This window comes from Herbidospora sp. RD11066 (assembly GCF_054661255.1).
In genome coordinates this window covers 322,074-345,848 of the sequence record NZ_BAAGDO010000005.1, presented here as the reverse complement: position 1 = coordinate 345,848, position 23,775 = coordinate 322,074, and the positions used below count along the sequence as shown (strand labels likewise).

20 protein-coding genes and 1 tRNA gene are annotated in these 23,775 nt (G+C 69.2%); 10 read left to right on the top strand and 11 right to left on the bottom strand.

What is annotated here, in order from left to right:
* Window positions 1-92 precede the first annotated feature (92 nt).
* On the bottom strand, window positions 93-1,085 hold the full coding sequence (locus ACYQ78_RS21865) for an ROK family protein (RefSeq protein WP_459802727.1): 993 nt from the start codon (window positions 1,083-1,085) through the stop codon (window positions 93-95).
* Window positions 1,086-1,097: 12 nt separating this feature from the next.
* Window positions 1,098-2,273, bottom strand: a complete 1,176-nt coding sequence (locus ACYQ78_RS21860) for an FIST signal transduction protein (protein WP_459802726.1) — start codon at window positions 2,271-2,273, stop codon at window positions 1,098-1,100.
* Between the two features lie 208 nt (window positions 2,274-2,481).
* On the opposite strand from ACYQ78_RS21860, the gene ACYQ78_RS21855 reads away from it, so the two are divergent.
* The 4 genes from ACYQ78_RS21855 (at window position 2,482) to ACYQ78_RS21840 (ending at window position 6,620) form a co-directional block, all read left to right on the top strand.
* Window positions 2,482-3,855 (top strand): sigma 54-interacting transcriptional regulator, encoded by a 1,374-nt coding sequence (locus ACYQ78_RS21855; protein ID WP_459802725.1) that lies wholly within the window; start codon window positions 2,482-2,484, stop codon window positions 3,853-3,855.
* Window positions 3,852-5,798, top strand: a complete 1,947-nt coding sequence (locus ACYQ78_RS21850; RefSeq protein ID WP_459802724.1) for a vWA domain-containing protein — start codon at window positions 3,852-3,854, stop codon at window positions 5,796-5,798. Before ACYQ78_RS21855 ends, ACYQ78_RS21850 begins: the two co-directional genes overlap by 4 nt.
* Window positions 5,799-5,913: 115 nt before the next feature.
* Window positions 5,914-6,162, top strand: a complete 249-nt coding sequence (locus tag ACYQ78_RS21845; RefSeq protein WP_459802723.1) for a hypothetical protein — start codon at window positions 5,914-5,916, stop codon at window positions 6,160-6,162.
* A gap of 26 nt (window positions 6,163-6,188) precedes the next feature.
* Window positions 6,189-6,620 carry a hypothetical protein gene (locus ACYQ78_RS21840; protein WP_459802722.1) on the top strand — a complete coding sequence of 144 codons (432 nt, stop codon included), beginning with the start codon at window positions 6,189-6,191 and terminating at the stop codon, window positions 6,618-6,620.
* 3 nt (window positions 6,621-6,623) lie between these two features.
* On the opposite strand, the gene ACYQ78_RS21835 is transcribed toward ACYQ78_RS21840, so the two are convergent.
* Complete coding sequence (locus ACYQ78_RS21835; RefSeq protein WP_459802721.1) at window positions 6,624-7,763, bottom strand: cystathionine gamma-synthase; 1,140 nt, start codon at window positions 7,761-7,763, stop codon at window positions 6,624-6,626.
* A gap of 17 nt (window positions 7,764-7,780) precedes the next feature.
* Window positions 7,781-7,942: a hypothetical protein gene (locus ACYQ78_RS21830; protein ID WP_459802720.1), complete on the bottom strand. Its 162-nt coding sequence runs from the start codon at window positions 7,940-7,942 to the stop codon at window positions 7,781-7,783.
* Window positions 7,943-8,075: 133 nt separating this feature from the next.
* On the opposite strand from ACYQ78_RS21830, the gene ACYQ78_RS21825 reads away from it, so the two are divergent.
* Window positions 8,076-9,236 (top strand): sensor histidine kinase, encoded by a 1,161-nt coding sequence (locus ACYQ78_RS21825; protein ID WP_459802719.1) that lies wholly within the window; start codon window positions 8,076-8,078, stop codon window positions 9,234-9,236.
* Here the strand turns inward: ACYQ78_RS21825 and ACYQ78_RS21820 are convergent.
* Entirely contained in the window at window positions 9,222-10,592 is a 1,371-nt protein-coding gene (locus ACYQ78_RS21820) for a cystathionine beta-synthase (protein ID WP_459802718.1), read from the bottom strand. The two genes, ACYQ78_RS21825 and ACYQ78_RS21820, sit on opposite strands and share 15 nt — an antisense overlap.
* Window positions 10,593-10,709: 117 nt before the next feature.
* Between ACYQ78_RS21820 and ACYQ78_RS21815 the strand changes: the two genes are divergently transcribed.
* The 3 genes from ACYQ78_RS21815 (at window position 10,710) to ACYQ78_RS21805 (ending at window position 14,406) form a co-directional block, all read left to right on the top strand.
* The gene (locus ACYQ78_RS21815; RefSeq protein ID WP_459802717.1) at window positions 10,710-11,687 is read left to right on the top strand and encodes an SGNH/GDSL hydrolase family protein; all 978 of its coding nucleotides are present in this window, start codon (window positions 10,710-10,712) and stop codon (window positions 11,685-11,687) included.
* 49 nt (window positions 11,688-11,736) lie between these two features.
* A complete protein-coding gene (locus ACYQ78_RS21810) occupies window positions 11,737-13,077 on the top strand; it encodes an outer membrane protein assembly factor BamB family protein (RefSeq protein WP_459802716.1) in 1,341 nt (446 codons plus the stop codon).
* 108 nt (window positions 13,078-13,185) lie between these two features.
* Window positions 13,186-14,406: an acetyl-CoA C-acetyltransferase gene (locus tag ACYQ78_RS21805; protein ID WP_459802715.1), complete on the top strand. Its 1,221-nt coding sequence runs from the start codon at window positions 13,186-13,188 to the stop codon at window positions 14,404-14,406.
* Here the strand turns inward: ACYQ78_RS21805 and ACYQ78_RS21800 are convergent.
* The 4 genes from ACYQ78_RS21800 to ACYQ78_RS21785 form a co-directional block, all read right to left on the bottom strand.
* Window positions 14,403-14,813 carry a PPOX class F420-dependent oxidoreductase gene (locus ACYQ78_RS21800; protein WP_459802714.1) on the bottom strand — a complete coding sequence of 137 codons (411 nt, stop codon included), beginning with the start codon at window positions 14,811-14,813 and terminating at the stop codon, window positions 14,403-14,405. The genes ACYQ78_RS21805 and ACYQ78_RS21800 overlap by 4 nt on opposite strands.
* Window positions 14,814-14,866: 53 nt before the next feature.
* Complete coding sequence (locus ACYQ78_RS21795) at window positions 14,867-15,094, bottom strand: DUF4287 domain-containing protein (protein ID WP_061298765.1); 228 nt, start codon at window positions 15,092-15,094, stop codon at window positions 14,867-14,869.
* A 166-nt stretch (window positions 15,095-15,260) separates the two neighbouring features.
* Window positions 15,261-15,962 (bottom strand): Bax inhibitor-1/YccA family protein, encoded by a 702-nt coding sequence (locus ACYQ78_RS21790; RefSeq protein WP_459802713.1) that lies wholly within the window; start codon window positions 15,960-15,962, stop codon window positions 15,261-15,263.
* 180 nt (window positions 15,963-16,142) lie between these two features.
* The gene (locus tag ACYQ78_RS21785) at window positions 16,143-18,047 is read right to left on the bottom strand and encodes a glycoside hydrolase family 15 protein (RefSeq protein WP_459802712.1); all 1,905 of its coding nucleotides are present in this window, start codon (window positions 18,045-18,047) and stop codon (window positions 16,143-16,145) included.
* Window positions 18,048-18,266: 219 nt separating this feature from the next.
* Here ACYQ78_RS21785 and ACYQ78_RS21780 point away from each other — a divergent pair, with 219 nt between their 5' ends.
* Both ACYQ78_RS21780 and ACYQ78_RS21775 read left to right on the top strand, forming a co-directional pair.
* Complete coding sequence (locus ACYQ78_RS21780) at window positions 18,267-19,244, top strand: DUF418 domain-containing protein (RefSeq protein WP_459802711.1); 978 nt, start codon at window positions 18,267-18,269, stop codon at window positions 19,242-19,244.
* A 7-nt stretch (window positions 19,245-19,251) separates the two neighbouring features.
* Window positions 19,252-20,532, top strand: coding sequence for a P-loop NTPase family protein (locus tag ACYQ78_RS21775; protein WP_459802710.1), 1,281 nt, complete (start codon window positions 19,252-19,254; stop codon window positions 20,530-20,532).
* A 984-nt stretch (window positions 20,533-21,516) separates the two neighbouring features.
* On the opposite strand, the gene ACYQ78_RS21770 is transcribed toward ACYQ78_RS21775, so the two are convergent.
* Both ACYQ78_RS21770 and ACYQ78_RS21765 read right to left on the bottom strand, forming a co-directional pair.
* Window positions 21,517-21,589: transfer RNA gene (locus ACYQ78_RS21770), tRNA-Leu, on the bottom strand.
* Between the two features lie 218 nt (window positions 21,590-21,807).
* Window positions 21,808-23,073: an NAD(P)/FAD-dependent oxidoreductase gene (locus ACYQ78_RS21765; RefSeq protein ID WP_459802919.1), complete on the bottom strand. Its 1,266-nt coding sequence runs from the start codon at window positions 23,071-23,073 to the stop codon at window positions 21,808-21,810.
* Window positions 23,074-23,775: the final 702 nt, after the last annotated feature.

Below are 23,775 nucleotides of genomic sequence, written 5' to 3'. Positions count from 1 at the left end.
ACCGCACCCCGCTCACGCGAACCGCACCCCGCTCACGCGAACCGCACCCCGCTCACGCGAACCGCACCCCGCTCACGCGAACCGCACCCCGCTCACGGTGACCAGTAGCGGTCTCCGCCCAGGATCAGGGCCGCCGCCCCGATCAGCCCCGCTTCCTGGCCCAACGCGGCAGGCACCACCCGCACCCGTGACGAGAAGCCCATCCGGGCGTGCGCCCGCAGGGTCTCTTCCAGGGGCTCGAACAGCAGGGGGCCCGCCTGGGACAGACCGCCGCCGATGGTCACCAGGTCAACGTCGCACAGGTGGGTCGCCGAGGCGATGGCGAGGCCGAGGGCCCAGCCCGCGCGGTTCATGGCGGCGACCGCGATCTGGTCTCCGGCCGCCGCGTCGAGGGCGAGCTGGCGGCCCGTCGCGGTCGCGTTCTCGCGGTAGAGGGCGGCGGCCTCGCGATCGCTGAGTTCGGGGTCGACGGGGCCGGCGACCGGAGTACCCGGCACCCAGCCCTGGTCGACCGCCCAGGCGGCCAGGCCCGGGCCTCGGGCGATGGCCTCCAGGCAGCCGTTGCCGCCGCAGCCGCACGGCGGGCCCGACGGGTCGACGACGATGTGGCCGATGTGGCCGGCGTTGCCGGTACCACCGTTGATCAGGCGGCCGTTGAGGATCAGGCCGCCGCCCACCCCGGTCGACACGACCATGCCGATCATGTTCGAGACGCCCTGGCCCGCGCCCTTCCAGTGCTCGGCCACGGCGAGGGCGATGGCGTCGTTGTGGATGCGTACCGGAACGCCGGGAAACCTCTCCCGGAGCCTGGCCACCACCGGGAAACCGGCGCGCCACCCGGGCATGTTGAGGGGCGCGACCACCCCGTCGGGCCAGGTCATGGGCCCACCACAGCCCACGCCGACGCCGTCGACCGGCTCGGAACCGGCCACGGAATCGATCAAAGCGAGCAGGGCGCGCCACTGGGTCTCGGCGTCGTCGTCAGGCGGGGTGGGCGCCACCGACGAGGTCAGGATGTTCCCGGACGCGTCGGTCAGGGCGACCGCGCATTTCGTACCGCCGATGTCGATCGCCAGAACCGCCACGGCGCGACCTTCTCACGACGACGACGAGAAGACCAGGACGGAAGCCGTGAATCCATGCACATGGTTCACACCGCCGACCGGCCCCACCTCTCCGGCCGCGAAGAAGCCCGCGATCCCGATCGGGCCCAGGGTGTCGCGCAGCGCGAGGGCGTCGTGGTCGGGGGTGCCGAACATCGCCGACCCCCGGCCGTTGCACGAGAAGAGCAGCGCGCCGTCGACCCGGTGACCGGCCTCGACGTGGGCGTCCAAGAGCTCGTAGAGGTCCTCGTCGGCGGTCTCCGCATCGCGGACCTGGAAGCGGACCGTACGGCCGATCTCCACGACGTCGCCGATGGCGACCGCCTCGCGTTCGGGGTCGATGCCGAGCACGCCCCTGATGAGGAAGTCGCCGCGTTCGTGGCGTTCGGCGTATTCGTCCATGGCCACGCCGATCTGGAGGCCGCTCGCGACCAGGTCGCGGTCGTCCTCGTCCAGCGAGCTGACGATGTCCTCCAGCCGCGCCAGGGCGGGCTGACCGGCCAGTTCCAGGAGCAGGTTGTCCTCGGCGGCCGTCACGATCATGGTCGGGCCGATCGGGCGGCAGCCCTGGCTCACGACGGTGCTGATCTGGATCTGGCCGCTCAGCAGGACGCCGATCGCGCCCTCGGTGTAGACCTCGCCGTCGGCGAACAGCCGCACCGAACCCCGCCCGCGCAGCCCGTTGGCCAGGCCGCCGATGATCGGCAGGTTGCCCAGCACCTCGCCGGAGTGCTCGATGAAGGCGTCGGTCGGGAACGTGTACGGGTCGGCCAGCATGATCGCCACCCGGTCGTCGGGGTCGCGTTCGGGCAGGCCGATCACCACGAACCGGTCTTCGGCCCGCAGCGATTCGAGCGCGAACGTCGTCACCCGCGCCTCGCCCAGACTGGCCGCCCACGCCGACACCGCCGGGGTCAGCTCGACGCCCTGGGCGTCGCCGATCACGCCGGTCGCACTGCAGCCGATCACGGCCGCGTCGGGCACGAGCTGCATGGCCCGCTGCCCGGCTCGGGCGACGTCGTCGGGATCCTCACCACAGATGAAGAAACAGACCAGGTCGGCCGGCCCGGAGAGGCCCTCGACCGCCTGCCGGATGGCCGATTCCGCACTCTCCACGAGATTGGGCCCGACGGCGAGACCGTCGGCGAACCGGCTCGTGATTACCGCCATCGTCTCGCCCCCTCTTTTACGGACAAGTCGCGCTATCTCAGGTAGACGTCTTGCATAGCCTTCATGCCCCGTTTCTCCCCAGACCCACGTAGCCGACGCGCACGGTTCGTCACGCGATGGTCAAGATCCAACTCACATTCAGGTGCCGGAACTCCAATCGCGACGTAGTCTCGATCCCGTGCACAAATCGCCAGCACCTGCTCCGACATTGAGCACTCTGCGCGAACTGCGCGAGAGCGGACATGTCCACCGGTCAGTGAAAGCCGAGATCCGAGAGAACCTGCTGGCCAGGCTGCGTGCCGGTGAGCCGAGGTTCCCGGGCATCGTCGGTTTCGACGACTCGGTGCTGCCGCATCTCGAACGAGCGCTGATCGCGGGCCACGACATCGTCCTTCTCGGCGAGCGCGGCCAGGGCAAGACCCGGTTGATCCGCACGGTCATCGGGCTGCTCGACGAGTGGACCCCGGTCGTCGCGGGCTGCGAGATCAACGACCACCCCTACGAACCCGTCTGCGGACGCTGCCGCGCGCTCGCCGACGACGAGATCGTCGTCGCCTGGAAGCACCGCAGCGAACGCTACGGCGAGAAGCTCGCCACCCCCGACACCTCGGTGGGCGACCTGATCGGCGACGTCGACCCGATCAAGATCGCCGAAGGGCGCACGCTGGGCGACCCCGAGACCGTCCACTACGGGCTGGTGCCGCGCACCAACCGGGGCGTCTTCTCCGTCAACGAGCTCCCCGACCTGGCCGAACGCATCCAGGTCGCGCTGCTCAACGTGCTGGAGGAACGCGACATCCAGGTCCGGGGCTACAACCTCAGACTCCCTCTGGACGTGTTGCTCATCGCCTCCGCCAACCCCGAGGACTACACCAACCGGGGACGCATCATCACACCCCTGAAAGACCGCTTCGGGGCGGAGGTCCGCACCCACTACCCGAAGACGATCGACGACGAGCTCATCCTGATCCGGCAGGAGGCGCTGGCCGACATCGGCGCCGACGTGCCCGACCACCTGATCGAGATCATCGCCAGATTCACCCGATTGGTCCGTGAGTCCTCCGCCGTCGACACGCGCTCGGGGGTGTCGGCCCGGTTCTCCATCGCCGCCGCCGAGACCGCCGCCGCGTCGGCCGTGCGCCGGGCCGCCCTGACCGGGGAGGACCTGCCGGTCGCGCGGGTCTGCGACCTGCCGGGGATCGTCCACACGCTGCGTGGGAAGGTCGAGTTCGAGGTCAGCGAGGAGGGCCGGGAGATCGAGGTGCTCTCCCACCTGCTCAGGCGGGCCACCGCCGAGACCTTCCGCGGCACCCTGGGCGGCGCCGACCTGGCGCCGCTGCTCGACAAGTTCGCCGAGGGCGCGCAGGTCGAGTCGGGCGAGATGGTCGGCGCGACCGAGCTGCTGCGCCGCATCGGCCGGGTCGAGGGCCTCGCCAAGATCATGTCCCGGATCGGCATGGGCGAGGGCGACGAGTCCCCCGGCCACGCCGCCGCCGCGCTGGAGTTCGCCCTGGAAGGCCTCTACCTGATGCGCCGCCTGTCGAAGGACGACATCGCGGGCGCGTCCGTCTACCGGACGTGACCTCCTACCGGTACGGCGAATACCAGGACGGTCCCGACCCCCTGGCGCCCCCCTATGACGTCAGGGGGGCGCTCGACGAGATGGGCGACGCCATCCTGTCGGGCTCGACGCCCCTCGACGCCCTGCGTGACCTGCTGAAACGCGGTCTTCCCAACGCCCCGGGAAGAAGGGGTCTGGAGGAGCTGCTCCGCCAGGTCCGCAAGCGGAGAAGGGACCTGCGGCAGAACACCCGGCTCGACGGGATCCTGGAGCGGGCCCGTGAGCTGCTCGACCGCGCCGTCGAGCAGGAGCGCACCGCGCTGTTCCCCGACCCGGCCGACGACGCCCGGTTCCGGGAGGCCCAGCTCGACAACCTGCCGGGGGACACCGCGAGGGCCGTACAGGAACTCTCGGAATACGACTGGCGGTCGCCGCAGGCGCGCCAGTCGTTCGAGGAGCTGCGCGACCTGCTGCGGCGCGAAGTGCTCGACAGCCAGTTCAAGGGCATGAAGGAGGCCCTGGCCAACCCCGACCCGGCCGCGATGGAGCGGGTCCGGCAGATGATGGCCGGGCTGAACGAGATGCTCGACCGCGACGCCCGCGGCGAGCACACCCAGCAGGACTTCGACGACTTCATGCGCGAATACGGGGACATGTTCCCCGAGAACCCGCGCAACCTCGACGAACTCGTCGACCAGCTCGCCCGCAGGGCGGCGGCGGCCCAGCGGATGCTGGCCTCGCTGACCCCGCAGCAGCGCGAGGAGCTCGCCGGTCTGATGGAGCAGACCCTCCAGCAGAGCGGCCTGGCCGACCAGATGCGCCGCCTCGGCGACTCCCTCTACGCCCGCCGCCCCGACCTGGCCTGGAACTCCTCCGAGCGGGTCAGCGGTGAGTCGCCGATGAGCATGGGCGACTCGGTCAGCGCCCTCCAGGAGCTCGCCGACCTCAACGACCTCGAGTCGTCGCTGCGCCAGGACTATCCGGGCGCGCGCCTGTCCGACGTCGACGAGGAGGCGATCCGCCGCGCCCTCGGCCGCTCGGCCGTCGACGACCTCCAGTCGCTCAAGCAGATCGAGCGCGAGCTGGAGCAGCAGGGCTACCTGCGCCGCAACCGGGGCAAGCTGGAGCTCACCCCGAAGGCGGTCCGCCGCCTCGGTGAGACCGCGCTGCGCCGGGTCTTCAACTCGCTGGAGAGCACCCGCCGGGGCGACCACGACCAGCACGACGCGGGCGCCGCCGGAGAGCTGACCGGCTCGACCCGGGCCTGGCGCTTCGGCGACGAACAGCCGATCGACGTCGTCCGCACGGTGATCAACGGCGTGCGCCGCGGCGGCGGCTCCCCCGTGACGTTGAGCGTGGACGATTTCGAGGTGGCCGAAACCGAAAGGCGCTCGGCCGCGGCCGTCTGCCTGCTGGTCGACCTGTCCTACTCGATGGCGCTGCGCGGCACCTGGGCGGCGGCGAAACAGACCGCCCTCGCGTTGCAGGCGTTGGTGGCCTCGAAGTTCCCGCAGGACGCCGTCCAGATCATCGGCTTCTCCAACTACGCCCGGGTGCTCCAGCCCGACGAACTGGCCGGCCTCGAATGGGACATGGTCCAGGGCACGAACCTGCACCACGCGCTGCTGATCGCGGGCCGCCACCTCGACCGGCACCCCGACTTCGAGCCGGTCGTCCTGGTCGTGACCGACGGCGAGCCGACCGCCCACCTGATGCGCGACGGCAGCCCCCGCTTCGAGTGGCCTCCCTCGAAGGAGACCCTCGAACTGACGTTGGCCGAGGTCGACAAGATGACCCGCCGCCGGGCCACGCTGAACGTCTTCATGCTGGCCGCCGACGACCGCCTGCGGGCGTTCGTCGACGAGGTGGCCAGGCGCAACGGCGGCCGGGTGTTCGCCCCCGACGTCGACAACCTCGGAGAGTACGTCGTCAGCGACTTCCTGCGGGCCCGCAGGCGAAAATAGACAAAGGGTGATATCGGTCTAACACCGGGTGAGAGCAGGCTGTCCCGCACCTCACATCCGAGGCCCTCCGGAACCTCATAACGTGCGACTCACCGCAGCGATTGGAGTCGCGCACATGCTTCCGACCTTCGTCCTCGTCATCTCCTTAGTCCTCGCCTTCGGCGCCATGGCGAGCTTCGTCCTCGTGGTGCTCAGCATCAAGCGGGAGGACCGCCGGCGCAGCCTCACCTACAGCCCGCAGAGTGCTCTCTCTTCACTGTCGCGGCGCGTGCTCGGACTCACCGTGGACCACTCGGCTTGCGTGATCCACCCCGAGCACGCCTGCCCGACGTGCGCGAAGATCGACGACACCCTGACGGTGTGACGCGTGATCGCGATAGCCTTCGGCGCATGTCGTTCCTCGACAAGCTGCTCCTCTGGCTTCACATCGCCTTCGCCATCTTCACGATCGGCCCGCTGACCGTCGTCACGAGCTCGATCCCGCGCTACATCCGCAACAAGGACCTGAGCGTCCTGCGCTACCTGAAGCGGATGGGCCGGGTGTTCGGCCTGCTGACCCTGGGGGTCTTCCTCTTCGGTGTGCTGCTCGGGGGCAGCAAGCTCGGAGCGGTCTACCTCACCGTGTCCATGACGCTGTTCATAGTCGCGGCCGTGATGCTCGTCATCATCGACCGCGACACGAAGAACGCGATCGCGGCTCTGGAGAACGACGACCCGTCGGACGACGGGAAGGTCCAGACCGCCAAGATCGCCGCACTGGGCGGCATCGTCGCCCTGATCTGGCTGGTGATCCTCGTTCTGATGGTCTTCTTCAACCCGTAACGGCTAGCCGAGGGCCTGGGAGAGATCGTCGAGGAGATCCCCGACGGTCTCGATGCCGACGGAGAGACGTACCAGATCAGAGGGAACCTCCAGCGGTGAACCCGCCACGCTCGCGTGGGTCATCCGGCCGGGGTGCTCGATCAGCGACTCGACCCCGCCGAGCGACTCGCCCAGGGTGAACAGGCGGGCCCGGTCGCAGACCGCGACGGCCGCCTCCTCGCCGCCCGCGACCCGGAACGACACCATGCCGCCGAAGCGCTTCATCTGCTTGGCGGCGACCTCGTGACCGGGGTGGCGCTCGATCCCGGGGTAGAAGACCTCGATCACCTTCGGGTGGGAGAGCAGCAGGTCGACGACGCGCTCGGCGTTGTCGCAGTGGCGGTCCATGCGCACCCCGAGGGTCTTCACGCCGCGCAGCGTCAGCCACGCGTCGAACGGACCGGCCACCGCGCCCATGGCGTTCTGGTGGTAGGTGAGCTCCTCGCCCAGCGTGGTGTCGCGCGCGACCAGCGCGCCCCCGATGACGTCGGAGTGGCCGCCGACGTATTTGGTCGTCGAGTGGACGACCACGTCGGCGCCCAGCGCCAGGGGCTGCTGGAGGTAGGGGGAGGCGAAGGTGTTGTCGACCACGAGCAGCGCGCCGCCGTCGTGGGCGATCGAGGCGAGCTTCTCGATGTCGGCGATGCCGAGCAGCGGGTTGGTCGGCGTCTCGACCCAGATGACCTTGGTCTCCGGCCGCATGGCGGCGCGCACCGCGTCGGCGTCGCCGAGCGGGACCGGGTCGTAGGCGAGGCCCCAGCGCTCCAGCACCTTGGCGAACAGCCGGTAGGTGCCGCCATAGGCGTCGTCGGGGATGATCACGTGGTCGCCCGGCCTGCAGACCGTGCGGAGCAGGGTGTCTTCGGCGGCGAGACCGGAGGCGAACGCCAGCCCGCGCACCCCGCCTTCGAGGGCGGCCAGGCACGATTCGAGGGCGGTCCGGGTCGGATTCGCCGACCTGCTGTATTCGTAGCCGCCCCGCAGTCCGCCCACGCCGTCTTGCTTGTAGGTCGAGACGGCGTAGATGGGCGGGACCACGGCACCGGTCAGCGAGTCGGGTTCCTGGCCGGCGTGGATGGCCAGGGTTTCGAATCCTTCAGTCATGGGGTCGAGCGTATCGGCTAGGCCGCCTTCTGCTTTTCCTTCGGCCGCAACTCAACGACCTCGGCATCCTTCTCCGGCCTCTCCCGCTCGAACCACGAGAGCAGCACCGGGTCGGCGAACGCCAGGGCGCCGACGAGCACCATTCCTAACCCCACCAGCACGATCGCGACGACGGTCACGACAACCACCTCCACTACCCATGGAACAAGAAGGAGCCCCCGCTCCATCTCGCCCGCGCGAACGGTTCGGCGTCCCGGGGTCGGCCGATTGACCGATGCCCGATCTACCCCTTTCGTCGTAGCCTCGGCGTTCGTGTGGGAACGACTGAGCGTCTGGACCCAGCGGTTGAGCGAGATCGCGCTGCTCGGCGTGCTCGGCCTGCTCTGGGTGGTCGACGCCCTCCTGACGGCCGTGCCGGACGCCGGTGTCGGGCCGATCGTCTGCGTCGTCGGCGGCGGCGCCGGGATCCTGGCCGTGGTGCTGCGCAAGCGCAGAACCTGGCTGGTGGCGGCGGCGCTGATCGTGGTGTCGCTGGCGCTGTCACGGTTCATCGTCGGGCTGCCCAACGTGCGCGCGGTCGGGTTCACCGAGGCGGGCGCGTTCATGGTGCTGACGATCACCGTGCTCCGCCGGGTCGAGCCGATCAGGAACGCCGTCCTGCTCGCCGCCGGGATTCTGGCGGTGCTCGCCACGCTCCCGTCCCTCCGGTTCGAGGGGCCGGTGAACGGCTACGAGAGCGCGGCCAACCAGGCGGCCACGGTCGTGTTCGTCCTCGGCTGGGGTGCGGGCGCGGCGATCGGCGGCTATCTGCGGGTGCAGCAGGAGCGGCGCAAGCTCGGCGAGGAGCGGGTCAGGCGGGGTGAGCGCCTCGACCTGGCCAGGGAGCTCCACGACCTGGTCGCCCACCACATCACCGGCATCATCGTGCAGGCCCAGGCGGCCAGGACCGTCGCCGAGACCCACCCCGAGGCGGTACTCCCGGCGCTCGACGCCATCGCGGGGGCGGGGGGCGAGGCCCTGTCGTCGATGCGCCGCCTGGTCGGGGTGCTGCGCGCCGACGACCACGCGACCCGCAACGTCGGCGTCACCCTCGACGACCTGCGGAAGATGGTCGACCAGTTCTCCCCCGCCGCCACCTTCGACCTCGGCCCGGGGGTGACCTCGCTGACCCTGGCCCCCGAGGTGCTGACCACGCTGCACCGGGTGCTGACCGAGTCGCTCACCAACGTGCGCCGCCACGCGCCGCACGCACCGTGGGTCGAGGTGCGGCTGACCACCTTCGAGGATTCGGTACGTCTCCGCGTCGCCAACCCGCTGTCCGCCGCCGACCCGAGACTGTCCCGGCTCGGCGGCGGGTTCGGCCTGGTGGGGATGGCCGAACGCGTGGAGACGATGGGCGGCCACCTCGTCGCCGGCCCGGTGGCCGGGCACCTGTGGGAGGTGGCCGCAGTGGTCCCGCTACCGGCCCGCTAGGAACGCGAGGAGGTCCTGCCTGGTCACGAGCCCGGCGGGCTTGCCGTCGTCGAGCACGACCGCGGCGTCGGCCTTCTCCAGCGCCTCGATCGCGCGGGCCACCGCCTCGCCCGAGCCGATCATCGGCAGCGGCGCGGACATGTGGTCGCCCAGCGGGTCTTCGGCGTGGACCTTGCCCCGGTAGAGGCCGTCGAGCAGGTCGCGCTCGACGATCGAGCCGACCACCTCGGCCGCCATGACCGGAGGCTCCTCCTTCATCACGGGCAACTGCGAGACGCCGTATTCACGCATGATCGAGATGGCGGTGGATACGGTCTCATGAGGATGCACATGGACGAACTGGGGCAGCACCCCACCCTTGCGCACGAGCACCTCGCCCACGGCGTGCTCGTCGGCGGCGGTCGACAGGAAGCCGTAGTCGGCCATCCACTCGTCGTTGAAGATCTTCGACAGGTAGCCGCGCCCGCTGTCGGGCAGCAGCACCACCACGACGTCGTCGGGGCCGGCGTTGCGGGCCACCCGCAGGGCCGCGACCGTGGCCATCCCGCACGAGCCGCCGACCAGCAGCGCCTCCTCGCGGGCGAGGCGCCGGGTCATGCCGAACGAGTCACGGTCGGAGACCGCGATGATCTCGTCGCAGATGGTGGTGTCGTAGGTGGCCGGCCAGATGTCCTCGCCGACGCCCTCGACCAGGTAGGGACGGCCGGTGCCGCCCGAGTAGACCGAGCCCTCGGGGTCGGCACCGATGATCTTCACCCGGCCGCCGGAGACCTCTTTCAGGTACTTCCCGGTGCCGCTGATCGTGCCGCCGGTGCCGACGCCCGCGACGAAGTGGGTGATCCGGCCCTCGGTCTGCTCCCAGATCTCGGGACCCGTCGAGTGATAGTGGCTGGCCGGGTTCTCGGGGTTGGTGTACTGGTCGGGCTTCCAGGCGTTCGGGGTCTCCCGGGCCAGCCGGTCGGACACCGAGTAGTAGGAGTTGGGGTGGTCGGGGGAGACGGCCGTCGGGCAGACCACGACCTCGGCGCCGTAGGCCCGCAGCACCGCGATCTTGTCGTTGGCGACCTTGTCGGGCACGACGAAGAGGCACTTGTAGCCCTTCTCCTGCGCCACGATGGCCAGCCCGACGCCGGTGTTGCCCGAAGTCGGCTCGACGATCGTGCCGCCGGGGCGGAGCGCGCCGCTGCGCTCGGCCGCCTCGACCATCCGCACGGCGATGCGGTCTTTGACCGACCCGCCGGGGTTGAAGTATTCGACCTTCGCCAGCACCTGCGCCGGCGCGCCCGCCGTCACCTTGCGGAGCCTCACCAGCGGGGTGTTCCCCATGAGCTCGATCAGCGAGTCGTGTACGCGCACCGCGAGAACCACCTTGCGTTTTTGCCGAAGCTTTGTCGGCCGGACGGCAGCCTCAGCCCCAAGTGGGTGGCCGGGACTGAGCTAGTTTCACCTCACACCGTATAGGGGGTTGGGCCGGTGATCTGGACTCCGGGCGCGGCACGGGCCGCCAGGCGCATCGCGACCGCGGCGGCGCTGGGCGGGGGCGGCATGACCGCCCTCGGGGCGGCGGCCTACGCACTCTTGCTGACCGAGGCCGCGGTGGCCCGCCGCATCGTCGGCCGCCCGGCAGCGGAGGACGGGCCGCCCTCCGACGGCGTCTACGGCGACGGGACCGAAGAACCGATCTCCATGGTGGTGCTCGGCGACTCGACCTCGGTCGGGCTCGGCATGACCGATCCGAAGGACACCCCCGGCGTCAACCTCGCCCAGGGCCTCGCGTCCATGGCCGAGCGCCCGGTGCGGCTGACCGTGGTGGGCCGCTCGGGCGCGATCTCCCGCGACCTCGACGCCCAGGTCGACCGGGCCCTCGACGCCCGGCCCGATCTGGCGGTCATCTTCATCGGCGCCAACGACGTCACCACCCAGACCCGCCCGGCCACGGCGGTCCGCCACCTCCAGGACGCCGTGCGGCGGCTGCGCGAGTCGGGGGCACAGGTCGTCGTGGGCACCTGTCCCGATCTCGGCACGGTCCGGCCGATCGCCCAGCCGTTGCGCTGGGTGACGCGGCGGTGGAGCCGTCAGCTCGCCGCGGCGCAGACGATCGCGGTGATCGAGGCGGGCGGGCGGACGGTCAGCTTCGCCGACCTGCTCGGACCTTCCTTCATGACAAATCCGGCAGAAATGTTCGGACCGGATCGATTCCATCCAAGTGCCCGAGGCTACCTACAGGCTGCTTACACAGTGCTACCTTCTGTATGCGCCGCGCTCGATTTGTGGCCTGAGCCCTCCCCCGAGCGCGTCGAAGGCTCGCAATACCTTCTGGCGGCGATGGCCGTTGAGGAACCCGGAACCGAGGTCTCCGCGACCCGCGTCGCAGGCCGGGCGGTCGGTCCCCACGGACGGTGGGCCATGCTGCTCCGCCGCAGGCGTGACGCGGTGTCTCCGCACACCTGATTCCGGTCACCCTCGGCGTCCGGGCCGTCACCCCCTGGAGGAGTGAATCTTGAAACGGCCCCATGCCCTCGCGCTCGCCCTGCTCACCTGTGGAGCCCTGGCCGCCTGCTCGGGCAGTGACGCGGCCATCGCCCCCGACACCTTCCCGACGTGGAGCAACACCCAGATCAACACGGTCAGCCGGACCACCACGGGAGCCGGGGTGGCGGCTCTCACGTCGATGCGGGCCGACGGGGCCCTGGAGACCGTGGTCGTCGAGCTGAACAGCGGAAAGAAGCTCTGGGCCCAGCCCGCGACGATGGCCGGGCGGCTGCCCGGCATGGGGGTGCAGGCCCCAGCGACGGTCGAGACCGCGCCCGACCAGGGCGTCGTGGTCGCGCTCGACCCGGCCAAACAGGGCAGGTGGAACGCGACGCTGATCGCGCGCGAGGCACGTACCGGAAAACAGCTCTGGACCCGTCCGGTCCACTCGACGTTCGGGCCGCAGCGCTGCGGGGTGTACGTGTGCATGTCGGAGCACACCGCCCTGGCGAACGCCCGGATGATCGTGCTCGACCCGCTCACCGGCAAGCTGCTGTGGAAGATGCCCGGCATCGCCGAGGTCGAGTGGGCCGACGACAAGCACGTCGTCATCCTGCGCCTGGCGGCCAATCCCGTCGTCGAGGCGTACACGCTGAAGGACGGCAAGCCCCTGTGGCAGCAGCCGGTGCAGGCCGCCCTCGGCAACGGGGTCGACCTGTCGGGCGGCTGGGCGTTCGGGGTGGCCGGTGACCGGCTGGTGGGCTACATCGCTCCGTACACCCACCCGAAGACCGGGAAGACCTCCACGTTCGGGATGTTCTCGATCCGGATGAACGACGGGGTGATCGACTGGGTCCGCCCGTCGGTGGTGCGGGTCTACCCGAGCGGCAACCCGGCCGTGTCGCCGGTGGTGCGGCCGGTCGACGACGAGGGCACCTACGGCGGGTTCGCCCGGCTCGACGGCTCGACCGGCCGGGTGATGGGCCAGATCACGGCCACCCAGGTGCCCGGTTCCGGCTGGTGGCTGGCGTTCCCCTCAGCGATGAACACCCTCGGGTTCCTCAAGCACAACGCCCCCGGCACCGCCTTCGACCTGTCGAGCGGCCAGGCCACCCAGGCGAAGGGGGTGCGGAGCTGGTCGTTCTGCGTGACCGACCCCCAGCCTCTCGGCAAGGCCGCCGCCGGGTTCTTCTCGGTGGCCTCGCTGTGCGAGTTCGACCTGGCCACCGGCAAGCGCACGACCAGTCCGGGCGCCCCGCCGGCGTGGTTCACCGGCGCCCAGAGCGGCTGGCGCCTGTGGCGCGACGAGAAGGGCGGCCTCCACGGGATCAAGGACAGCACCACAACGCTGCCCGGCATGTACGGCTGATCCTTGTGCAACAGTACAAAGTTCTGTTTTCTGGCACCCTGACACCGACTTCGGGAATCCCAGGTAGTAGCTTGCTGGCAGAGGTCACCGTCTTACAGGAGAGCCCCCATGCCAGAGGCAGTCATCGTCGCGACCGCCCGCTCCCCCATCGGCCGCGCCAACAAGGGATCACTCAGGGACATCCGCGCCGACGACCTGACCGTCCAGATGGTCTCGGCCGCGCTGGCCAAGGTGCCACAGCTCGACCCGAACGAGATCGACGACCTGATGCTCGGCACCGGCCAGCCGGCCGGTGAGCAGGGCTTCAACCTGGCCCGGGTGGTGACCGTGCTGCTCGGGCTCGACCGGGTGCCGGGCACCACCGTCAACCGTTACTGCTCGTCGTCGTTGCAGACCACCCGCATGGCCTTCCACGCCATCAGGGCCGGTGAGGGCGACGTGTTCGTGTCGGCCGGAGTGGAGTGCGTGTCCCGGTTCGCGAAGGGCGCCGCCGACTCGTGGCCCGACACGCGCAACTCCCAATTCCTCGACGCCAAGGCGCGCACCGACGCGGCCGCCGCCGGGGGCACGCCCCCGTGGCACGACCCCCGCGACGACGGGAACATCCCCGACCTCTACATGGCGATGGGCCAGACCGCCGAGAACGTCGCCTCCAGCCGGGGCATCTCCCGCCGCGAGCAGGACGAATTCGGGGTGCGGTCGCAGAACCTGGCCGAGAAGGCGCTGGCCAACGGCTTCTGGGAGACCGACATCACCCCGGCGACCCTGCCCGACGGCACCGTCGTCAGCAAGGACGACGGCCCGAGGCCCGGCACCACCTACGAGGCGGTCTCGCAGCTCAAGCCGGTCTTCCGCCCCGACGGCACGGTCACCGCGGGCAACTGCTGCCCGCTCAACGACGGCGCCGCCGCCGTGGTGATCATGAGTGACGTGAAGGCCGCCCAGCTCGGCATCACCCCGCTGGCCCGGATCGTGTCGACCGGCGTCACCGGCCTGTCGCCCGAGATCATGGGCCTGGGCCCGGTCGAGGCGTCGAAGAAGGCGCTGGCCAAGGCCGGCATGGCGATCGGCGACGTCGACCTGGTGGAGATCAACGAGGCGTTCGCGGCCCAGGTGATCCCGTCGTACCAGGAGCTCGGCATCGACATCGACCGGCTCAACGTGAACGGCGGCGCGATCGCGGTCGGCCACCCCTTCGGGATGACCGGCGCGCGCATCACCTCGACCCTGCTCAACGGTCTGCGCTTCCACGACAAGACGATCGGCCTGGAGACCATGTGCGTCGGTGGCGGCCAGGGCATGGCGATGATCGTGGAGCGGCTGTCCTAACCGTGGAAGTCGGGACCGGCCTTGGTCACGGTAACTCCGATGATCACTCGCCGGTCCCGCTCCATGGCGGCGCGGTAGTCGGCCCAGTCGGGGTGCTCGCCGCTGATGTCGCGGTAGTAGTCGACCAGCGGTTCCATCGCCTCGGGCAGCGAGATCACCTCGGCCGTGCCCTCCAGCTGGAGCCACTGGCCGTAGAAGGCGTCGGTCATCACCGTCAGCACCACATCGGGGTTGTTCCGCACGTTCCTGGTCTTGACGGCGGTCTCCCGGCTGCTGATCACGACCCGATCGCCCGCGCCCACCCCGACCGTGACGGGGGACGACTGGACGCGGCCGTCGGCGTAACGGGTGATCATGACCGCGCGATGGTTGGCGCGGACGAACTCCAGCGCCTTCTGAATCTCCATGAACACAATGATGCGCCCGCGCCGGAGGGGGCGCGGGCGCAGGGATCTCTGACTTAGAACAGGTGGCCGCGTCGGCGACGCTCGTGCTCCAGCACGATGGCGGCGGCGTAGCCGTGGGTCAGCCCGTGTTCGTCGGCGAGCCAGTTGGCACGCTCGTCGCAGCGAGAGAACGACGGACCGTTGTCGATGGCTTGAAACCACTCGGGGAGTTCGCGTCCGGTGATGCTGGGGACACGGGCGATGAGCTTTGTTTGAGTCTCCAGTGAGTGGTTCAACGACATAAGCACCTCCACGGATAGGGCTCTTTGAGTCGACACTGCCTCACTGCCTGGGGCTTGACAAGACCCAACAGACATCTCTTCGTTACGAGATGTTGATCTTTTATTCCTTGCGGAGCAACGAAAAACGCCCCCGGCGCGGTGCCGGGGGCGTGATTCCGTCGTTCGATCAGTCGTCGCCGGAGAAGTACGACAGCAGCCGCAGGACCTCGAGGTAGATCCAGACGATGCTGAGCATCAGCCCGAAGACGAGCAGCCAGGACGTGCGCTCGGGGGCGCCGTTCTGGACCGCGTAGTTGATCTCGTCGAAGTCGAGCAGCAGGAAGAACATGCCCAGCAGGATCATCGCGACGCTGAACACGATCGCCAGCGCCCCGCCGGAGCGGAGGCCGAGCCCGCCCGGCACCCAGATGCCGACGAGCAGGTTGACCAGGATCAGACCGACGGCGGCGATTGCGGCGCCGATCACGAACTTGGTGAACTTCGGCGTGGGCCGGAAGATGTTCAGCGAGTAGACCGCGAGAACACCCAGAACGGCCATCATCGTGCCGACGATCGCCTGGAGGACGATGCCGTTACCGAAGCGGGCCGCGAAGATCAGGCTGATCCCGGCCAGCGCGACGCCCTCGAGCACCGCGTAGGTCAGGATGAGCGCCGGGTTGGTGCTCTGCTTGAAGGTGATGACCAAACCGAGGATCAGCGCGGCGATGAGCGCCACGACGGCGATCCCCATGGGGACCTCCATGATCCACGCCACGCCCGCCGACGCCATGAGCGCGCCGAGAACGATGAAGCCCTTCATGACGACGTCGTCCATCGTCAGGGTGCGGCCCATGTTGGTGGGCGGCGCGTAGGCCGGCTGGTTGTACATGTTCTGCAACTGCTGGGGGCTCGGCGCCGGCCCCGACCACTGTCCTTGGCCGACCGGGCCACGCCGACTGAAAATCGGGTTCCTGCTCTCCACCGCGGTTGCCTCCAACGATGCGGTTTAATGATCAGATTTTCGCCATGGTCCCGTGGAGTTCAGTCCTCCGCAAGACCAAGCGAGGGTTCACCGCCTCCTCAACGAGTGATCCGCCGGAGAAGTTCCGGGGGCGTGATGCGCGGTTTCGGCCCGGATGATGTGAATGATCGCGTTGATCAGCGCCAGGTGGGTGAACGCCTGCGGGAAGTTGCCGAGCTGGCGTCCGCTGACCGGGTCGATCTCCTCGGCGTACAGGCCGAGGGAGCTGGCGAACGAGAGCAGCTTCTCGCACAGGCGCCGGGCCCGCCGCAGCTCCCCGATCTCGGCCAGCGCGCTGACCAGCCAGAACGAGCAGATCGTGAAGGTGCCCTCTTCGCCGGACAGGCCGTCGTCGGTCTCCTTGGTGCGGTAACGCAGCACCAGGTCGTCGACCGTCAGGTCGTCGGCGATGGCCAGCACGGTCGCCCGCACGCGCGGGTCGTCGGGCGGCAGGAAGCGCACCAGCGGGATCAGCAGCAGCGAGGCGTCGAGCGCGTCGGTGGCGTAGTGCTGCCGGAAGATCCCGTTCTCGCTGACACCGTTGGTGCAGATGTCGTCCTTGATCTCGTCGGCGACCGCCTGCCAGGTCTCGGCCAGTTCGGGCTCGCCGCGCAGTTCGGCCAGGCGGGCGCCCCGGTCCATGGCCACCCAGCACATGACCTTGGACGAGGTGAAGTGCTGCGGCTCGCCGCGCACCTCCCAGATGCCCCGGTCGGGTTCCCGCCAGTGCTTCATGGCCGCCTCGACCTGGCGGACCAGGATGGGCCATATGCGGTCGTCGAGCCGGTCGCGCGACTTGATGTGGATGTAGAAGGAGTCGAGGACCGCGCCCCAGACGTCGTTCTGCCGGTGGTCGAAGGCGCCGTTGCCGACCCTGACCGGTTTGGCGCCCTCGTAGCCCTCGAGGTGGTCGAGGATGCGCTCGGTGAGGTCGCGTTCGCCGTCGACGCCGTACATGATCTGGAGTTCTTCGTCGCGTTCGGCGACGTCGGCGATGAACCAGAAGAAGTCGTCGGCCTCCCAGTCGAAGCCGAGCGTGTAGAGGCCCCAGAGCGCGAACGTGGAGTCGCGCACCCACGAGTAGCGGTAGTCCCAGTTGCGCTCGCCGCCCGGGGTCTCCGGCAGCGAGGTCGTCGCCGCCGCGACCAGCGCGCCCGTCGGGGCGAACGTGAGCCCCTTCAGGGTGAGGGCGCTGCGCTCCAGGTAACCCCGCCAGGGGTGGTCGGGGATGTCGCCGCGGGCCAGCCAGTGTTGCCAGTGGTGGGCCGTCCAGACGAGGCGCTTGTAGGCGTCGTCGTAGGTGTAGGGCGGTTCGTGCTCGGTCCAGGAGAGCGCGACGAACCGGGTCTCGCCCTCTCTGATGAGGGTCCGGGCCATCGCGCGGCCGGCTTCGAAGCCGAGGCGCATGTCGGTGGTGAGGCGCAGCCGCAGATCGCTGCCGTCTGCCGTCGCCAGTCCTTGGTGGTATCCCCTACCTGTGTATGACCAGGTCACGGGCTTACGGCCGTAGTCGAGGACCGGTTCGCAGTCCAATGTGATCTGAAGTTCGCCCGACACGCAGCGGACCGTCCGGAGCAGGACGTGGTCGCTGTCGTAGTCGGTGGGTGCTCTCCGGTGGGTGTGGGAGAGCTCGTTCTCGTGGTGCCAGGGGCCCATGAGGAGGACGTCCCTGACGATGATCCAGCCCTGGGGGGTGCCCCAGGAGGTCTCGAGCACCATCGTGCCCGGGAGATATCGGCGGGCGGCCGGGACGAAGGTGTCCGCCGGGCCGAGCCGGAACCGCCCCGCGCCCCGGTCGAGCACCGCGCCGAATACCGACGGGGAGTCGAGCCGTGGCAGGCAGAGCCACTCGATGTTCCCGCTGCTGGCGACCAGTGCGGTCACTTCGCAGTCGGAGAGGAAGCCGTAGTCCGCGATAGGGGGAAAGGGGGAAGATCCGTGAAGCGTGTCCATGTTCCACCCGTCCAATCGCCGTACCGTGTTCCGAGCAACGATACGCCGCGATCAACGCTAGCAAGATCACCTTAACGATGACTCGGGTCGAGTCGTGATGGAGTACGGGCTCCGTTCGGGGGCGGTTCACCTTTCCGGCCGAAAGGACGAGTCGCCACCGCCCTGAACTGGCCGTTCGGCTCAGGCCGGGCAGGGGTGCCGTGACCAGACTTTGGCCACATGTCACGACACTCCCCCCGGCCACGCATCGTGGCGCTCGACGTGATCCGCGGCTTCGCGCTCTGCGGGATCCTGGTCGCCAACGTCCGGCCGATCGCCACCACGATCGGTCTGCTCCCGCCCGGCGGCGCCCCGCCCTCCACGGCCGACCTCTGGCTCGGGCTGCTGGTCGACCACCGCTTCTTCCCCGTCTTCTCCCTGCTGTTCGGGATGGGCTTCTCCCTTCTCTACGAGTCGGCGCAGGCCCGTGGCGTGTCGCCGCGTCTGGTCCTGCTGCGGCGGCTCGTGGCGCTGTTCCTGCTCGGCCTGGCGCACCGGCTGCTCTGGGACGGCGACGTCCTGGCGATCTACGCCGTCGTCGGGCTGGTGGTCCTGCTGCCGTCGTCGTGGCTGCCCCGTCGGGTGGTCGCCGCGCTGTCGGTGGTGGCGCTCGGCCTGGCGCTGGCCTTCGGCGGCGGGATCATGGTGGTCCCGGGGCTGTTCCTGCTGGGATCGGCGCTGGTCAGGTATGGGGTGGCCGACCTGCTGGAGTCGTCCACGAGGGTTCCGCTGATCGTCGGGGCGGTGGCACTCGTGCCCGCCGTCGTGCTGGGCCATCTGCAGGGCTCGAACGTGAACCTGTTCACGGCCGCCGGGCTGGCGACCGCGACCGTCTACTTCTGCCTGTTCCTGGTGCTGCTGCGCAGCCCCCTCCGGGGGTTCCTGTACGACCTTCTCGCGCCCCTCGGCCGCATGGCCCTGACCAACTACCTGACGGCGACGGTGCTGGTCCTGGCCCTGTCGAAGGTGATCGGCGGCACCGCCGAGTCGTGGTCGACGGCGACCGTGCTGGGGGTCGCGGGGGCGATCCTGGGCGTGCAGTGGGTCTGGTCGACGCTGTGGCTGCGCCGGTTCCGGCAGGGACCGATCGAATACGCATGGCGCCAGGTCACCTGGGCAGGCACGGGCATTGCCCGGCAGGCTCCCCCTGTGACTTGATCGACCCATGGTCCAGCGATTACGCCCGTGGGTGCCGGAGATCTGCTTCGCCGGGGTGTTCCTCGTCCTCGCGGTCGCCCTGTGGTTCGTCGAGGACATCGACGGCGTGGTCGAGACCCTCGTCAAAGGGCTGCTCATCGGGATCGCGGTCAGCATCGGCGCCCGATATCGCACCCGCAGGAGATTGGTGGGGCCGGAAGACGGGCCGGGGCCGGGCCCATGGCTCTCGACGCTCTGGGTGAAGCCGGGACACGGGTCACCGCTCGACCCTGCCGCCTGCCCGGTGCCCTTCAGCGGACGCGACCGGGAACTGGCCCTGCTGGGCGAGTGGTTCGACGACCGCGACGCGCCACCGGTCATGGTGGTCGCCGGACCTCCCGGAGTGGGGAAGTCGCGGCTCATGGTGGAGTTCGCGCGGAGCCGTCCGGCGGGCTGGCGGACCGGACGGCTGCGCCCCGGAATGGGAAATGGCCTGATCAGGCTGCTGGAGGTGCGCTGGCGACCGGCGCTGGTCGTGGTGGAGGAGGGCGACCTCCGCGACGACATGGGCGACCTGCTGGCCGAACTGCGCGACCGGCAGGGAGATATGCCGATCCGGCTGCTGGTCGAGGTCCGGCATCCGGGCGCGCTGGCGCCGCACTCCTGGCCGGTGCTGCGCCTGGGCGACCCCGGCGACCTCGACCGCATCTTCCACGACGCGCTGAAGGCGTTCTGGCGGGAACCGGGCGAGGTCCGCAGGCCGGACGGCCCGGTGTTCGAGGTGGTCGCCGCGGCGTTGAACACCGATCCGCTGGCGGACGCGCGGAAGGAGGCCCCCGCGCTGGCCGCGAGCATGCTGGTGGGGGCACGGCCCGCAGTCCTGCGGCGCATCCCGGAACTGGCCGGTGGGAACGCCGGGGACCTGGCGTGGCTGGCCGGATGGACCGCCGACCACGCGGTCAGGCCGCCCTCGCTCGCCGGTCGGCTGCTCGGCGAGGTCGCGGCGGCCCGTCCCGAGCTGATCGGGCTGCTCACCCGGGATCTGTCGATCCCCCAGTCGCGGCGGGCGTTGTGGTGGCTGGCGCTGATCGCGGACGGGTCGCCGGAGGCCGCCGAGGCATTCCTCCGGCTGGCCGTCTCCCATTCCACGCTGCTGCCCCGGGCGGTCTGTTGCCTGGTCGGGGACGGGATGGCCGAGCGGATGGCGGCGCTCGTGGCGGCCCGCGAGTGGACGGCGGAGGAACTCGACGCCGTCGACTCTCCCGATCTTCCTCCGGCCGTCAGATCGGCTCTGGGGGCCCTCACCTGAACGGAACCTGGGAACTTCGGGCCCAGTTTGACCCCGGAGAAATGGTTCCACCAATCTGACTGCGGTTAGGTAACGGTTGCCTCGATCGACTTGGGAGAAATTTGACCGAGGGCTGAAAGATTTCCCCTTCAACACCACCCGCACATGTGGTCACTCCTATCCGGCCGAGACACGGGGCCTCTTCCGGGGCGAAATCGGGAGCCGTTCTTTCCGCCCGGAATGGGCGTCGGCCATGGCAGTGGATCAGCCCTCCACACCTGCTCTGACCTGCGGGAATCATCTAGCGGCCACTACAACACCCGGCTTCGCCGTCGCGGCCCGCGGCGCCGGGGCCGAACCACCCGATGACGGTCGGCGCATAAGCGCCAAGTCGTGTTCGTGCGGCCATTCTGTTTTCCGAATGCTCGCGAAAGTGAGCCGGTTCGGAGAAACTCCCGGAAATCAGATCGTCCGGGCATCTTCATCACTCCGGAATTGGCTGCCACCACGTCCGCGACAGGAATTCAGAGGCCACAACGGGGAAATGCTGCGTAACACCCATCGGCGCCCCGGCCCGACCCCTTCGAATCCATGATCACCATTTTATCGGTCAACCCTTAGTGGCGTTTTCCGTCATCCACTACTACACGCGGGTCCACTCCAAGGAATTCGGCCCAGGAAACGGATTCCGGCCCCGCGGTAAGGCGCGTCCACCGGCCCGGCGGGGAGGTCGGCGAGACGATCACTCACCGTCCTGACAGAACCCCGTTCGGTCACCTGTCCAACTGGACAGATTCTTCGCACCCAGAGGGGTTCCGGAGCTTGACGGAGCCGCTGACGCCCGGCGCCGCGAGCAGCCCACCCGCCCCCGCGCGGCCCGCGCGGAAGGCCCGGACGATCATCGTCGCAGGTCAGTTCGCGCCCATTCCGCGCGTTCATCCTGGAATCACAACAGCCCGTGACCGCATTTCTGCTGGTCACGGGCTGAATTACGCCGCAAAACGGTGCCCCCGGCGGGACTCGAACCCGCACTAAAGCCCTTTTAAGGGGCTTGCCTCTGCCATTGGGCTACGGGGGCGCCGCGATCATACGTCACGGAGCGCACAACTGTAACTGGTGAGACCTTACGCCGCATCCCCCGTACGATCCATCAAACTGGGCGGCAATACAGTAGCAGGGAGAATGGCTTGCGAAACGGGATGAAACAACCACGGTCGCGCCCTTCTCGCCTTCCAATGTGATAACGGCCCGCGCCTGATGGTAGGCGCGGGCCGTTAACAAAGGGAGATGCCGAGGTTACCCAGCGGCAGCGGCCTTGAACTGGTCGCGGGGGTGCTCGATCTCACCGAGCGACACGGTCTCGCGGCGGAAGAACAGCGAGAGGGTCCAGTCGGCCATGACGCGGACCTTCCGGTTGGTGGTCGGCACCCGCGACAGATGGTAGGTCCGGTGCATGAACCACGCGGGCCAGCCGCGCAGCTTGACTCCGTAGACGTTCGCGACGCCCTTGTGCAGGCCGAGCCCGGCGACCGAGCCGACGTACTTGTGGCGGTAGTCCTTCAGCGGGCGCTCGCGCAGGTAGGCGGTGATGTTGTCGCCGAGGACCTTCGCCTGGCGCACGGCGTGCTGGGCGTTGGGCGCGCAGTACTCCCCCGGGTGGGTGAGGTCGGGCACGCCGGCCACGTCACCGGCCGCGAAGGCGCCGTCGACGCCGTCGATCGTGAGCCGGGTGGTCGTCTTGATGCGGCCGCGCTCGTCGAGCGGGAAGTCGCCGGAGTTGACGATCGGGGCGGCCTTCACCCCGGCCGTCCACACCACCGTGGCCGCCTCGAACGAGTCTCCGTCGCTGGTCTCGACGTGTCCGCCGACGACCGAGTCGAGCCGGGTCTTCATCTTCAGCTCGATGCCGCGCTCGCGGAGCTGGTCGGCGGTCCAGAGACCCATTTCGGGCCCGACCTCGGGGAGGATGCGGTCGGAGGCCTCGATGAGCACCCACCGCATGTCGCTCTTCTTGATCGACGGGTAGTACTTGATCGCGTCGTCGGTCATGTCTTCAAGCTCGGCCAGCGCCTCGATCCCGGCGAAGCCGCCACCGACCACCACGAAGGTCAGCGCCCTGCGGCGCACCTCGTCGTCGTCGGCCGACTCGGCCCGGTCGAGCAGGGCCAGCACCCGGTTGCGCAGCGCGATGGCCTCGCCGACCGACTTGAACCCGATGGCCGCGTCGGCGAGCCCCGGGATGGGGAGGGTGCGGGAGACCGAACCGGCCGCCATCACCACGATGTCGTAGCCGATCTCCCGGGGTTCGCCCACGATCGGCTCGAAGGTCAGCGTGCGCTGCTCGTGATGGACCTTGGCGACCTTGCCGTTGAGGATCCGGACCTTGGGCAGCACGCGGCGCAGCGGCGCGACCACGTGGCGCGGCGAGATGCTGCCCGCGGCGGCCTCCGGCAGGAACGGCTGGTAGGTCATGTAGGACTGAGGGTCGATGAGGGTGATGCGGACCGATCCGTCGCGCAGTTCGCGGCGGAGCGTGCGCTGGAGGCGCAGGCCGGTGTACATGCCCACGTATCCACCGCCAACGATGACGATGTGCTTCGACGTGCGGTTCACCACGGATGCCCTTCGTGTGTTCACCTGTGCTTGTGAAAGCATTCACAAGCTACCTGAACAACACCCGCCGAAGCCAATCCCTTCCCAAGGGAACTTGACCGAACTTTCCAGATCAAGAAGTTTCTGTACGTATTCACGCGGCAACTTTGACCAAATTTCCCAACGTGACCGACTTCACACATGTGAAGCAATTCACAAGCCCTCCCACCTGGGAGAACGCGACAGCTCAGGCGACCTCCGGCGAGAGGGTCTCACCTGTCGAGATGGACCCGCCCCGCGCAAGGCCGGCCACGGCTCCATGCCTCGGAGAGCGAGGTGCTGGGCCGAGAGGGAACAGGTCACACGGGCCGACCGTGGCTCCATGCTTCGAACGGCTGGCTACCGGGCCAACGGAACAGGTCGTACGGGAGAGGCCACGACTCCATGCCTCAAACGGCCGAGGTACCCGACCGGCGGAGCAGGTCACACGGGCAGGCTGCGGCTCCATACCTCGAACGGCCGGGCTGGCGGGCCAACGGAACAGGTCGTACGGGCCGATCATGGCTCCATGCCAGGGTGCGGGGCCGACGGAACAGGTCATACGGGCAGGCTGCGGCTCCATGCCTCGAATGGCCGGGCTGGCGGCCGAGAGAGGACAGGTCGGATTAGTCA